The organism is Bifidobacterium sp. SO4 (assembly GCF_018555355.1).
Lineage (GTDB): Bacteria > Actinomycetota > Actinomycetes > Actinomycetales > Bifidobacteriaceae > Bifidobacterium > Bifidobacterium miconisargentati.
The window spans coordinates 147,032-160,554 of sequence record NZ_JAFEJP010000004.1; the positions used below are offsets into that span (position 1 = coordinate 147,032).

Annotated in this window: 14 protein-coding genes and 1 riboswitch; of the genes, 3 read left to right on the top strand and 11 right to left on the bottom strand. The window is 60.4% G+C overall.

The features are described 5' to 3' along the window. Positions 1-152 precede the first annotated feature (152 nt). On the bottom strand, positions 153-1,442 hold the full coding sequence (locus JS536_RS04700; RefSeq protein WP_214355970.1) for a solute carrier family 23 protein: 1,290 nt from the start codon (positions 1,440-1,442) through the stop codon (positions 153-155). A gap of 321 nt (positions 1,443-1,763) precedes the next feature. Then, positions 1,764-2,594, bottom strand: coding sequence for a histidine phosphatase family protein (locus JS536_RS04705; protein WP_109056656.1), 831 nt, complete (start codon positions 2,592-2,594; stop codon positions 1,764-1,766). Positions 2,595-2,895: 301 nt separating this feature from the next. Here JS536_RS04705 and JS536_RS04710 point away from each other — a divergent pair, with 301 nt between their 5' ends. Beyond that, the gene (locus JS536_RS04710; RefSeq protein ID WP_214355971.1) at positions 2,896-4,506 is read left to right on the top strand and encodes a DNA polymerase III subunit epsilon; all 1,611 of its coding nucleotides are present in this window, start codon (positions 2,896-2,898) and stop codon (positions 4,504-4,506) included. Positions 4,507-4,587: 81 nt separating this feature from the next. On the opposite strand, the gene dtd is transcribed toward JS536_RS04710, so the two are convergent. Then, on the bottom strand, positions 4,588-5,073 hold the full coding sequence (dtd, locus tag JS536_RS04715) for a D-aminoacyl-tRNA deacylase (protein ID WP_214355972.1): 486 nt from the start codon (positions 5,071-5,073) through the stop codon (positions 4,588-4,590). Positions 5,074-5,226: 153 nt separating this feature from the next. On the opposite strand from dtd, the gene JS536_RS04720 reads away from it, so the two are divergent. Beyond that, on the top strand, positions 5,227-5,889 hold the full coding sequence (locus JS536_RS04720; RefSeq protein WP_214355973.1) for a DUF3592 domain-containing protein: 663 nt from the start codon (positions 5,227-5,229) through the stop codon (positions 5,887-5,889). Between the two features lie 19 nt (positions 5,890-5,908). Here JS536_RS04720 and JS536_RS04725 read toward each other — a convergent pair whose 3' ends face one another. The 4 genes from JS536_RS04725 to JS536_RS04740 all read right to left on the bottom strand — a co-directional run bounded on the left by JS536_RS04725 (position 5,909) and on the right by JS536_RS04740 (position 9,481). Next, on the bottom strand, positions 5,909-6,205 hold the full coding sequence (locus JS536_RS04725; RefSeq protein WP_214355974.1) for a hypothetical protein: 297 nt from the start codon (positions 6,203-6,205) through the stop codon (positions 5,909-5,911). Positions 6,206-6,378: 173 nt separating this feature from the next. Then, the gene (locus JS536_RS04730; RefSeq protein ID WP_214355975.1) at positions 6,379-6,891 is read right to left on the bottom strand and encodes a hypothetical protein; all 513 of its coding nucleotides are present in this window, start codon (positions 6,889-6,891) and stop codon (positions 6,379-6,381) included. 127 nt (positions 6,892-7,018) lie between these two features. After that, positions 7,019-8,821, bottom strand: coding sequence for a PASTA domain-containing protein (locus JS536_RS04735; protein ID WP_214355976.1), 1,803 nt, complete (start codon positions 8,819-8,821; stop codon positions 7,019-7,021). 33 nt (positions 8,822-8,854) lie between these two features. Then, positions 8,855-9,481: a TetR family transcriptional regulator gene (locus tag JS536_RS04740; RefSeq protein WP_214355977.1), complete on the bottom strand. Its 627-nt coding sequence runs from the start codon at positions 9,479-9,481 to the stop codon at positions 8,855-8,857. A gap of 148 nt (positions 9,482-9,629) precedes the next feature. Here JS536_RS04740 and JS536_RS04745 point away from each other — a divergent pair, with 148 nt between their 5' ends. After that, the gene (locus tag JS536_RS04745) at positions 9,630-11,144 is read left to right on the top strand and encodes an MFS transporter (protein ID WP_214355978.1); all 1,515 of its coding nucleotides are present in this window, start codon (positions 9,630-9,632) and stop codon (positions 11,142-11,144) included. A gap of 96 nt (positions 11,145-11,240) precedes the next feature. On the opposite strand, the gene JS536_RS04750 is transcribed toward JS536_RS04745, so the two are convergent. From JS536_RS04750 to JS536_RS04765, 4 genes are all read right to left on the bottom strand, one after another. Further along, the gene (locus tag JS536_RS04750) at positions 11,241-11,564 is read right to left on the bottom strand and encodes an SMR family transporter (RefSeq protein WP_214355979.1); all 324 of its coding nucleotides are present in this window, start codon (positions 11,562-11,564) and stop codon (positions 11,241-11,243) included. A 10-nt stretch (positions 11,565-11,574) separates the two neighbouring features. Then, a riboswitch (guanidine-III (ykkC-III) riboswitch) is annotated at positions 11,575-11,634 on the bottom strand. A 106-nt stretch (positions 11,635-11,740) separates the two neighbouring features. After that, positions 11,741-12,052: a DUF2442 domain-containing protein gene (locus tag JS536_RS04755; RefSeq protein WP_214355980.1), complete on the bottom strand. Its 312-nt coding sequence runs from the start codon at positions 12,050-12,052 to the stop codon at positions 11,741-11,743. A 25-nt stretch (positions 12,053-12,077) separates the two neighbouring features. Beyond that, positions 12,078-12,344, bottom strand: coding sequence for a DUF4160 domain-containing protein (locus tag JS536_RS04760; RefSeq protein WP_094668249.1), 267 nt, complete (start codon positions 12,342-12,344; stop codon positions 12,078-12,080). Positions 12,345-12,448: 104 nt separating this feature from the next. Continuing rightward, a complete protein-coding gene (locus JS536_RS04765; protein WP_214355981.1) occupies positions 12,449-13,273 on the bottom strand; it encodes an HAD family hydrolase in 825 nt (274 codons plus the stop codon). Positions 13,274-13,523: the final 250 nt, after the last annotated feature.

The following is a 13,523-nucleotide window of genomic DNA, read 5'->3' on the forward strand; positions in this document are numbered from 1 at the left end:
CCGACAGTTCCCCTAACAAGGGGAGCCGAGAATGAAGGCCCATGTCAATCTTGGTTTTATGGAGCCAAAACAAAGCCCACGGTGCGGACCGGAACCACACCGTGGGCTTACTTCTCGGGGGTATTGTGATGCGCCCCGGACGGACTGAATGATTACAGGATGTCCGGATCGTTCTTCTCGATGGTGCCGGTGGCCTTGCCGATGGCCTTGAGGCCGTGGTAGGCGACCAGGATCACGATGGTGCCGATGGCGATGCCGTTGAACGAGATGCCGGAGACGGTGAACGCGAACTGGCCGATGGCGATGATCATCGTGATGGCGGCGACCATGATGTTGAGCGGCTTGTCGAAGTTGACCTTGTTCTCCACCCAGATGCGGATGCCGATCATGCCGATCATGCCGTAGAGCAGGGTGGTCACGCCGCCGAGCACGCCGGCGGGAATCGTGTTGATGACGGCGCCGAACTTCGGGCACAGCGAGAGGATGAGCGCGAACGCGGCGGCGCACCAGTAGGCGGCGGTGGAGTACACCTTGGTGGCGGCCATCACGCCGATGTTCTCACCGTAGGTGGTGGTGCCGGAACCGCCGCCGAGACCGGCGAGCGTGGTGCCCAGACCGTCGGCCATGAGGGCGGTGCCGATCTGGTCGTCGTAGTCGCGGCCGGTCATCTGTGCCACGGACTTGACGTGGCCCACGTTCTCGGCCACGAGCACGAGCACCACGGGGATGAACATGGGCAGGATGGAGAAGTCGGCCTGCGGCAGGTGGAACTTCGGGAAGCCGATCCAGCCGGCGTCCGCGATGGCGGAGAAGTCGACCTGGCCGCGGATGCAGGCGTAGATGTAGCCGATGAGCACACCGATGAGGATGTTGAGTCGGCCGATGAGGCCCTTGAACAGCACGGCCACGAGCAGCACGGCCAGCAGGGTCACGACGGCGGTGTCCGGCGCGGCCTGGAAGTTGGTCCACACGGAGGGGGCCAGGTTGAAGCCGATGATGGCCACGATGGCACCGTTGACGACCGGCGGCATGATGATGTCGATCCACTTGGCGCCCGCGTAATGCACGAGCACGCCCACGAGGGCCAGCAGGATACCGGTGATCATGATGCCGAAGCTGGCCACGGCGATGCCCTTGTTCGCCGTGGTGACGGCGGTGATCGGCGCGATGAAGCCGAAGGACGAGCCGAGGTAGCTCGGCAGCACGTTCCTGTTGATGAGCAGGAACAGCGCGGTGGACATGGCCGTGAAGAACAGCGTGGTGGACGGGTCGAAGCCCGTGAGGATCGGCACCAGGAAGGTGGCGCCGAACATGGCGATCACGTGCTGGGCGCCGATACCCGCCGTGCGCACCCAGGTCAGTCGCTCGTCGGGCTCGACCACCTCGCCCGGGTGCAGTGTCTTGCCGTCGCCGTGCAACTGCCATTGGAATATGTTGGACATTACTTCTCTCCTCGCTCTTGGCTTGGGGGCGCGGCCATACCGCCGGCCGCACGCTGTCCGCCATTCTAGCCTGTTCACGGCTCCCGCACATTTCATCCCGACGAGTCGGCTGCGCGCCGGTGCAGCAGATAAGAGAAAGACTGTATGTTCGCGCACTCACGAACCTCGCGCGAACATACAGTCTTTAGGAGCGTCATAACGGACTGTATGTTCGCGGCCTCATCGTTGGAACGCGAACATACAGTCCCCGCCAAGGCAGACTCGTCCTCATCGTCCCATTTCGTTGCCGGATGCGGACGCGGGACGCCGTCCGACCGCCCGCTACTTGCCGTAGTACTCCAGCAGATGCGGGTCCACGGTGCGCACCACGTCCACCAGGTCGCCGTTGGACAGGTACGGGCGCTTGAACTCGCGCCACGGCTCCACCTTGACCTCCCAGCGACCGGTCTCCTCGTCCAGCACGGGACGGGCGGTCTGCTCCCAACGCACGCGCTTGGAGGTGCGGCCGGTCTCCGGGTCGCGGCGCGTGTAGTGCAGACAGGTGCAGTTGGTGATCTTCCAGTCGTCCGAATCCGCGCGGTGCAGGAACTCCTCGTCCGAAAGATCCTCGATGGTCAGCATGAGGGCCAACATGAAGTCGCCGTGCGTGACCATCACCACGGATTCGGCGTCGGACTTGCGGCTCAGGGAGGTCAGCACGTTGTGCACGCGGTCCTCGGCCACGTCCGCGATCGACTCGCCCGCCGGCGGACGCCAGTAGAGCGGGTCGGTGTTCTTGAACATCCAGTTGCGGGCGTAGTTGTTCTTGAATTCGGCCTTGGTGATGGTGTTGATCTCGCCCCAGGAGCGTTCGCGGATCACGCGGTTCTCCTCCCATTTGGCCTTGGGCAGGGCCATGGTGGCGGCCGTCTCGCGCGTGCGCACGTAGGGCGAGACCATGTAGCGGTCGAACAGCTGCTGCTGGCTGACGATCCAGCGGCCGATGCAGTCGGCCTGCTTGCGACCGGTGGCGGTGAGTCGCCAGGAGCGGTCGGGCACGGTCACGTTGTCCTGCGTGTACAGGGATTCGTCGCCCTGCTCGCCCGCCTGGACGATCACGTTCGCCTCGGACTCGCCATGCCGGATCACATACAAATCGAGCGGCATGCTCATGGTGGTTCCTCGTTTCTCTATAACAATTACGATAATTTCCAATGCCACGGCGGCGGATTCGCAAGGCCACACGCCATGCGGGCGCGGACCTGTTCCGTACGTCGCCGATTGCCGTCGGCAGGTCTGCCCGCGTGCGAATCCGCCGGAAGCCAATGACCTCCACCCTATCCGAAACGCGCGGGCGTCGCATGCTTCCGCCCGTAGCCGAACCGAAGAATTCACCGGCCGTTCAGCCTTGGCTCGGCCGCCGGACCGTTCGGCTTGCCGAAGGCGAAACCGGAACGCACTACGATGGGGAGGCATGGGGAATAACTCAAATATCGACCGTTCGTGGCTGACCTCCGCCAAGGAGAGCATCGGCCAGTGGTCGTACATCATGTTGAAGGATGCGGATAACAACGATATCGATTGGGATTGGGTGCGTACGCTCGATCTCGAACATGGCATCGGCGTGGCGGGCCCCGCGGATCTGGAGCCGGGCGCCGATTCGGGCGTGCATGACCTGCTGAAGGCGGATCTGGAGATCCGCGACAGGCTTGAGGCGATCATCGCCAAGATGAGCATGGTGTTCATGCGTGATTTCGACCGTCACATCAAGACCTACGAGCTGCCGCGCGCGCTGGCGTACGCGGATCGACGACTCAACGACCAGATCGCGCTGCTGCGCGACCGCGGCGTGGCCGAAGGGCTGTGGACCGTTGCGGACGAGGATCGGCAGCGTGTCACCGTGCCGGTGCTGACCGCCGCGCGGGACGGCGTGGTCGTGGACGACATCCAGGACCGTACCGCCGAGATCGTCAACGCGCGCGCCGAGCAGCGCAAGGCCGACCGTGCGGCCCGCGAGGAGGCCCGTCACCACCGTCAGATGGCGCTCATCAACGCCGACGAGGTGAAGTACGGCTCCGTGGAGGCCGGTCCCGACGAGTCCGCGCCGGCCGATTCCAGTTCGGACGCCGGCAGCCCGGATTATCTCATCGAGGGGCAGCCGGTCATCAACGACGACAATCCCGCGGTGCCGGGCGTGGAGCAGGTGGCCACGGACGAGACCGCCGTTGCCGAGCCCCGGTACGCGCAGTTCCGTCACGCGGCCGCCGAGCATACGGCCGAGCACATGGCCGCGGCTCCGAAGGAGTATTGGCGCGAGGTGTTCCTGCCCGGCCGTGACGTGGACAACGTCATGGGCATCGATCTGGAGACCAACGGCACCGAGCCGTACCGTGCGTACATCATCGACGTGGGCTTCGAATACATGAACATGAGGTCGCCCCGTCCGGCGGACGCGCCGAGCGGCTACAGCTACGACAAGGACTATTACCAGGGCGGCGACGCCTACGACCAGCATCGTTTCTCGTTCGGCGTGACGCCCGAGGCGGCCCGGCACGGCAATGCATTCATCATCCAACTGACCGGCATCGACATCAGCCAGCGCACGGGCGAGGAGTACCCGCTGTTCGACGAGGATCCGGCCGCACAGGCCGATCTGCTCAAGCGCCTGACATCGCAGCCGTTCGTGGCGCATATGGCCACGTTCGAGCACAGCTTCTTCATGCTCAACGTGGCCGGCTACGCGGAGGCGTACCGCAACGGCCATGTGACCATCATCGATACGCTGCCGATGAGCCGTCTGTGGGATGAGGGGTCGATTCCCTGCGAGGGGCATCCGGACGGCGACAACACGCTGGACGCCTATGCCAAGCGTCAGGGCGCGCTGCGCGAGGATGACGCGGAGCGCCACCTCGGCCTGGAGGACACGCACATCATGCTGCTGGCCATGAAGCATCACCTCACACAGCTCAAGGCCGAGGCGCGCGGACCGTGGGGTCCGGGCGGCAAGGCCGGCGTGGGCGGCAAGCGCATCGTCAACCACCGCCGTCACTACCCGCGCGAACGTCGTACACCGATCTACGACTGACGGCCTTTTTCTCGGCTCCCTTTTCCCGAGGGGAGCCGAGCCTGGGAGGCGATGGCAATCCTGGTGTAATGGAGCTTCCCGCTATCCCTTGTGCGGCATGTCCGTTTCGGTGTCGACGATGATGGTCACCGGCCCGTCGTTGACCAGGCCGACCCGCATGTGGGCGCCGAAACGGCCTTCCCGGACCGGCACTCCCCCGGACCGCAGCGCCTCGTTGAATTTGATCCACGTGATGTCCGCGTGTTCGGGCTTGCCGGCCTTGATGAAGCTCGGACGGTTGCCCTTGTGCACGTCGGCGTACAACGTGAACTGGGAGATCGAGAGAATCTCGCCGCCGATATCCTGAATCGAACGGTTCATCTTGCCCTGCTCGTCCTCGAAGACGCGCAGGTTGAGCACCTTGTGCGCAAGCCAGGCGATTTCGGCGTCGCCGTCGGCGTCCGAAACGCCGACCAGAATCATGTAGCCGGGCCCGATCTGCTGCGGCTCGAACGTGGGGTCGATGGTCCCCAGATCATTGACGACATCCACGCTGGCGTGAGACACGCGCTGAATCACAATACGCATACGCCCGATTATGCCATCCCCCGGGAAGCGGGAGATGCCCAATTCCCGGCGAGCGCATCGGAAGCTACTGATACGCTTGAATCAGGTGGTTTTCGCAACGTCCATCGTCGCCTCGTTTGCAGTAATCACGGGCGCTCATAGAGAGCAGGAATCATGGCATCGGAGCAGAGTGGCACACCCGCACCAACCAACACCGTCAATCATCGCGATGCTTCCGGCAACAGCACGGCCGGCTCCAAGAAGGGATGGTCATGGGCTCTCATCTGCGGGCTCTTCAGCCTGGTCGGCGCAATCCTGCTGGTGGCGAGCGCTGCGCCGTCCTTGATCAATGAGGTACAACTCCGCAGAGACTGCACCGAGCTGACGGACGGCATCGTGACGCAGCTCGTGTTTAATCCCGCCGACGAATCCGATGAAGATTCCTCGGATACATGGACGCCGGTGTTCCGGTACAGCGTCAACGGACATGCATACGAGCAAAAGTCCTCGATAGCATCGTCTCCGCCGCCGTACAAGGTCGGCCAGGCCGTCTCGGTATTATATGACCCGGCCGATCCGAGCCGTTATATCGTGAAGGGCGATGATGCCGCTTTCGTGCTGTGGTCCCTCTTGGTGATGATGTGCCTAGCATTCACCGCCGTATTCCCTGTGGCGCTGATGATTCATAAGGCCAATAATCCCGGCAGCCGTAGAGTATCCGGAATTTCGCCCGCAGGAAAACCCGTCAATCCAGGCCCCTTGCCCAAGCCTTCCCAGAAGGCTGCAGGCCCATCTGTTACACCGAGCAGCAAGGAGCCGGATCAGCTACCGTACTGAACGTACTGAATAGGGGCATTCAGCGCGATTGGGAAAGGCTGGTCGTGACCTGCTGTTCCACGCGATCATAGGCATGCGACAGGATCATGTTGCCGGGTACGGTGGTCAGCAGGAACGCCAGCACCGCCACGATTATCGATGTGATGACGCCTTTGATGATCTTGGCCACGATCTTGAACGCCACGTACGCCACGACCGCACCCACGGCAAGGGTGAGCGCCGTCTGTACGGAGGCCGGCAGACCGCCGTACCACAGCGCCACCCGATCCAATGCGGACAAATCCAAGTTCGACAAATCGATGTTGTTCAGATCCACACCCGCGACGATACCACGAAAGTGCTATGCGACTGCATGCTCATAGAATCGTCCTGCGGACGGTCGTAACCGGATTCATACGGTCGGTCAATGGATTGGAATAAGTCGAAAACCGACAACAACCCCTCTCAGCAGCGGTTTTCGGCGACTCACGCACGACGATTGGCCGCCCATCAGCCGTTGCCGTGGTCGATTTCGGTCCAGGTTTCGCCATCGTCGTTGAGATAAAGGTAGTCGGTCATCGACTGTTCGCCGGCACTCAGCGACGCATCGCTGCCGTCGCAGGTGAAGTCGACGGTGGCGATGAAGATACGATTCCTGCCGTAGCGCTTGTAGGCGTCATAGATGGCCGATTCGTAGGATGGCGATTCGGCTTTGGCCGTGTCCTCAAGGTCGAGCAGTTTGTCGGCACGGTGCTCGTCGTAGGAGATCTTCTCGATGGTGCAGCCGGCGAATCCCGAGAACACTTCGGCGGTCTTATGCCCGGCCGCCTTGAGCTGCGCGTCGGTGAACTTGCTGGATGCGGAGAACGCATACTCGACATGCGACGTATCGGCTGACCGGCTGCCGAACCAGTGGACCACTCCCCCTATGGTGCCGACGGCCAGCAACAGAACGCAGATCGCGATGACGATACGCTTCATCCCACCCGAATCTATACCCGGCTCACGCGATGTACGCCCCATGATTCCGCTCGCCTTCCTACGTCGTATATGCCGTTGCCGCCCGACGATCGATTATTCGATATCCATTACGAATTCGCAACGCACGATACAGGAAACCTGTATGGCACGGTCCGTGGGCGGCATTGGCTCATTTGACGTCGGCGTCGGGCAGGGAGCTCCAGTCGAGGTCGCCGTCCTGTTCGACCAGGTAGTAGACGGTCGCATCGCTCGGGGCGGGCTTCATTTTGACCAGATCGCTCTTGTACCCGTTCCATCGGGTATTGGTCGGAACGAACGGATTGGGCGTCGTGTAGTCGTCGGCCGGAACCTCGGTCTTGTCGTACTGGCTTGTGTCCCGCAGCAGGATGAACGGGCGGCTCGTGTCCACGGCCTTCTGCTTCCTGGCCTTGGCCAGCGAATCGGCGTCGAAGTAGCCGGAATCCTCCAGTGCCGCGAGGTCGGAGCCGACCGGGAAGTAGACCAGGAAGTCCTTCATCCTGTAGACGGATCCCGTCGGCCCTTTGTAGTTGTCGGAGCCGCCCGGTGGATCCAGGCTGCCGTCCCCGTTCTCGAAGGCGTTGTAGTACTTGCCGTCGATGCAGTATTCCCCGACCGAGCCGGCGCCGAACACCTCATCGCCGCAGTTGGGCAGTCCCATGCCCGAATAGAGTTCGAACATGCCCCAATCCTTGAGCAGCAGATGGTTTTTCATCGGCATTTCGTTCTCGGGCACGTTGTCCGACGGCTCGACCATGGCGCCGCTGACATCCTGCGAGAAGTTGGTCAGCCCCAACGCATCCATCGGGGTGGAGAGGTCATGGCCCTTGATGTGCAGGGACGTGTTGTCCGAACCGGTGTCCCAGGGTCCGCTCGTCTGTTCGAGGGTGATGCAGTCCTTGGAGGTGTCCGTCACCGTGCTCTTGCAGTACATGCCGATCATCGGAACGGAGTCCATGCTGGCGTACCGGGTGCCGCCGCCCGTTTTGGTGAGCAGGCTCGTGTTGCTGGACTCGTCCACGCCGTAGTAGAGCGTCACCGTATCGCTTTTGTCGGGTGTGGAACCGGGCCCCGGATAGGAACCGGAGATCCTGCCCACGTACTGCTTGGATGAGTAGTGCGGTTCCAGATCGACCGTATATCCCTGCGATTCCAGCAGGTCCACGGCCTCGTTCCGGTCCATGCCCATGATGTCCACGGGGATGCCGTCGCCCTTGGAGGCCACGCCGATGTAGATGCCGTCGTCCTTGTTCTCGTCCGACAGACCCTGTCCCGCGGCCGGATAGGTGACCGCCACCGACCCCTCCGGCGTCTTGGACGGGTCCTTGACCGGCACCTTCTTGTAGTGCACGGGCACGTTCATGCCCGCGAACGTATCCACCACGTCCGTGGCCTGCTTGCCGATGGTGTCCTTGGGCACGCCGGGACCGGCCGATTCCCGCACCTTGACCGTGGTGCCGGCCTCCACGCGCTGCCCCTGTTCCATGCCGTCATAGCCCAGGAACGCGCCGCGGTCCTCGCCCGAGAACACCGGCACGGTCCTGACGTTGAGTCCCTTGTTCTTCAGTGCCTCGGTGACGTCCTTGGCCTGGACCTTGCCGTTCGATACGCCGGTCTTGGCCGCCACCTGTTTGGCGATTGTCTCGGCGCTGGGCAGCGTCTTGCCACCCCACATCTCAAGCCGATAGGTGGCGAACAGTGAAATCGCCGCCACGATCAGGACCACCAGCAGTGCGGACAGCGCGACGACAAGCTTGTCCGGGCCGTGTTTGACCGGGACCACCGTCGCCGTATTGTCCGGCAACGGCACAGGCCTTGGAGCGGGAGCCACCATCAGTGGCGTACCGCAGTTCGTGCAGAACCGGCAGCCCTCCGGCATCCGAGAATGACAATTCGGACAGATCATCGTGTTTCCCCTCTCCCCGCGTCTCTGCCGGGCCTCTTCCCTCCCCATTCAAGCACCAAAGCATCCGACTCTCCAATCGCGTCAGCGCGGTTCGCCCAGTGCCGCTCGTGCCTGCCGTTCGTAATGGTCCACGAGCGGAAGGAACAGCTCGTCGACCGTGGCGATGATGTCCGCTTCGGATAGGGGGCGCATGTCGCGCAGGATGATTGCACGACCGAGTTCTCCGGGCATGCGCAACAGTGATTCCGGCAGTTCGCAGGTGATGTCGCCGCGCGCCCGCGCGTTTTCGACGGCCATCATGATGCTGGGTCGATCGCTCATCATCGTGCGCTCGTAGAGTTCGTGCGCGCTCACTCCGAGCCAGTTGGCGTAGACGCCGAACTTGGCCAGCACCATCACCGCATCGGACTGCTTGCTGTTGAGCTGCAGGAGGATGGAGATGACGTCGCCTCTGAGTGTGCCGGTGTTCGGACGTTCGATGGCGGCATGGCCGCGGTGCTGTCTCATGGCGGCCACGAACAATTCCGTACGATTCGACCATCGGCGGTATAGCACCGGTTTACTGGTATGAGCTCTTGTGGCCACGTTATCGAAGGTGAATTCTTCGGCGCTACAGGTGGACAGCTGCTCCCACGCGGCCTCCAGAATGGCCGCTTCCAAGGCTTTGCCCCGGCGACGTGTCTGCTTCGGCTCGGCGTTCGTTTCCATGGGCTCTTCTCTCCATTCGCGGCATGGGTACTGGGTTCGACACTCGTTCACGCCGACAACTACAAGATACCACGGCGTTTCTTATTCGCGGATATCTATAATCATGTGCGGCTTATAAGAAACGTTCTAGTATCTTAGCGAAGGTCGGATGATGAAAAACACGAAGGACGGGAGTCTGAATCGTTCCCTGATCTGCCTATGCGCGGCCGAACTGGTGATGATGACCAACACCACCGCGTTCAACGTGGCGCTACCGAACATCGCCGAGTCGTTCGGAGCGGGCATGGCGGAGCAGCAGTGGATCGTCTCCAGTTACAACCTCGTGTTTGCGGCCGTGGTGCTGTTGGCCGGATTCCTTGGCGACAGACTCGGCCATCTGAAGACCATGCTTGCCGGTCTGGGCATGTTCGTCGCCGCATCCGCGATTGGTCTTGTGGCCGGGAACGTGCCGGTACTGCTCGTCTCGCGGTCGATCATGGGAGCCGGCGCAGGCGTGGTCATCCCGATGGGGCAGGCACTGCTCGGCATCCTGTTCCAGGGCTCCGAGATGTCCCGCGCCATGACCGCCTGGGCGATAGCCGGCACCTTGGGCGTGCCATTCGGCCCACTCGTCGGCGGAGTGCTCACCGCAACGCTGGGATGGCGCGGCATTTTCGGGTTCGACGGCGTGGTGTTTCTCGTCGTGATCGCCGTCATCCACATGAACGTTCCGCAAACGAATGGGCTACCCAAGGCCCGGTCATTGCATGTGCCGTGGATGTCGGTGGCGATGATGTTCGCCGGATTCACCCTGTTTTCCGCCGGTCTGGTCAATGCGCAGCATGGCATTCTGTCCACAAGCGCCTGGATTCCGATGACGGTCGGCTCCATGCTGATAACGGGATTCGTGCTGCATGACCGCACCTCCCGCAATCCGTTGATGGAGCTCGGGCTGATGAGGGACCCGTCGTTCGCGGCCTGTGCGCCGGCGTTGATGATGTTGAACTTCTCGATGTACGGCATCATCTTCATCATGCCGTCCTACCTGGAGACGGTGTTGCGCCACGGCGCACTGGTGGGAGGGATGCTGCTGATGCCACTGGTCGTCGCATCCATCGTGGGGGCGCGGATGAACGATTGGATCGTCTCACGAATCGGCTCGCGTGGCACAAGCCTGCTGGCCCTGGGATGTCTGGCCGGCGGCATGCTGACAATCGGCGCCGCCATGTGGTGGTCCGGCGAAGTGACGAAGCAATCGACGGTGCTGATCGGTCAAGTCATCGCCGGATTCGGACTGGGCGCCGGCCAACCGGCGATGCTGACCTGGGCCATGGGCCGGGTACCGATCGAGCAATCCGGTGCCGGTTCCAGTCTGTTGACCGTGTTTCGTCAATTCGGATCCATCATCGGCGTGGGAATCTTCGGCAGCATACAAAGCGGACTGTATATGGCGGGATTCCATCATCTCGCGCAATCCGCCGGATTGAATCCGCAATCCGCTGGTTCCGTAACGCTGGACTTCCAGCAGGCGACTGAATTCACTCACGTGACGGGTGAGCTGATACGACAGACGGCTTCCCGCGCCTATGAATCTGCGATGATCGGCAGCTTTGCCGTTGCAGCAGCAATCATTATCGTCACTCTCGGAATCGTCGCGCTGATATCCCATAAGACGTTGCGGTAAAGAAACTCGGCTTGCACAATGGCATTACGTTGTTCTCTAGCGACAACATGGAAAGACTCGCCCCCTATTGAGGGAACGAGCTCTGCATATCCGTCATCAATCAATGAGCTTTAGCCCTATGACGCAGGCGACCAGCCCAATGATGAGCAGAATCCGTATTAGTGAAACGGCGTCCTCTCCGCTAAGCATGCCGTAAACGGCAGTTATTGCCGCACCAATGCCAACCCATATCGCGTATGAAGTACCAATGGGGATGTGTTTCATCGCATAGGAAAGTCCGCCCATGCTGGCAACGAGGCCAATCACAAACACCACGGTGGGAATCAGTCGGGAAAATCCCTTGGAGCGGTCAAGTGCAATAGCCCACACAGATTCACAGATGCCAGAAATTACAAGAACAAACCAAGGCATAACCGTCATACTCCTCATGCATGGCAAGTCTTGTCAAACCGGGTACTTGTCCATCGTCCGGGAGCAACGCTAGCTCTACCTATTACGATAACACAGCCGAAAACAACTATCGTTCAACCCTACCTGCGCGAGGGGTTGAACCGAAACTTACAGTTTTCGGAATGGTGCGATGCCGACTGACGACATCACGCCGAAACCAGTTCGCCATGAGCGGCGTATTCATACGAATGTTCGTACAGATACGTGGGAGAGATGTCGATGTCGCCATCGCACCAAATCAGGATGCCGTGATCGATGCGAAAGTTCTCGAACGCCTTCTCATCCCGCAGCGGGGCGAAGGCGGGAACATCGTCATACATTTCGGTGAAATCGCATAGACGTGTCTCGCCCGTGGAGAACGTCACCAGCATGACATGGTCATCCGTGACACGGGCCGAACGGACCTCCAGCTCCCGGACGGGCTCATCCGCATACAGGATGCCATTCACTTCAAACATGGCAAACTCCTCTCCTCACGAATCATCACGAAAGCGGCTTGATACGGTCGAACGGGCGTCCGGACACGGCTTCGTTCCACGCCTTGTACAGCTCATCCTCATGCAACACGAGCCATGCCGCCACCAGCTTGTACTGCTTGGCAGGAAGGGAACCGGCCAACAGCTCGCCGTCGATGCCGATGGATGCCTTGAAATCGCCGTAGTACACATGGACATGCGGCTTGTGATGCTCGCTCTCGTCCTGATACATCATGCGAACGATGATTCCGAAGAACCGACTCAGCTCCGGCATGCCGCACCTCCCATCCGATACCTCATATGAGGTAAATCTCCATCTTGAGTATATTCCCGCAGCAAGAGCACCGTCGCTGGCAATCGACATGTGCATGGTCATGGTCACACAAAAAGACCCTCATCCCTTAATAAGTCGGTAAGGAAAACGCCTACCCCATCCTGCTGGTTGGACGGAGCAACGGCATCAGCGGCGGCTTTGATCCGATCATCAGCGTTTGCCATAGCGACGCCCATCCCTGCCGCGCGCAACAATGGAACATCATTGAGCCCATCACCAAAAGCGATAACATTCCTCAAATCAGCGTCCAAGCTTTTTGCCCAGATTTGTGAAGCATGCGCCTTGTTCGCATTGGCATTTAAGATTTCCATAACACCGCCACTGGAATCGGTAACCGTAAAGTCCCTACCAATTAGCTCACGGCAACCGTCAATATACTGATCCGCTTTGTAGTCAGGCGTTGCCATGACAAGCTCAAGAACAGGAGCATTTGGAATTGACGACATGCGTTGAGGATTCGGATCACGCAGTATTCCTCCCTGCGCGCGCAGATCCCAAAATGCTTGATCGCAACCGAATCCTTCCTTGTACTCCCACCCGAATCCAGCCTGTGGATATTTATTTTTCAGCATAGCAATAATGTCAACACACTGTCTCTCATCAAGCGGTTCGGAATGAATAACATGGCACGTGGTTGTATCCACAATCTGTGCGCCGTTAGATACAAGAAAAGCGGAAAATAAAGGCAATACCGGTTCTAGTACCTGCTTTGCTAAGCGGAACGGACGCGCTGACGCCGCGGCAAAAAGAACACCAGCATTTTTAGCTCGGTCAAGCATGTTTTGTAATCGAGAAGAGACCTGCTGGTTCTCGTTGAGTAACGTGCCATCGAGATCGGTAACAACGAGAATCGGCAACTTAAGACTCATAACGGCCCCCGTTCGTGCATTACAGCGATGCGCATAATCGCGTCCGGCAAAAAGAGCAATTATAACAGGAATAACCGAGGGCCTTGGAATCATCAGAATTACAAGGCCCTCGACGCTATGAAGCAATCACTTCTTAGACGTTGGGGAGAACTTGAACTCGACCGACTTGCCGTACCGCAACAGCCGTCCATTCCCTCACACTTGCGCAGTAGACGGATAGTCATCCAGGCAGTGAAATCATGTCATGTCA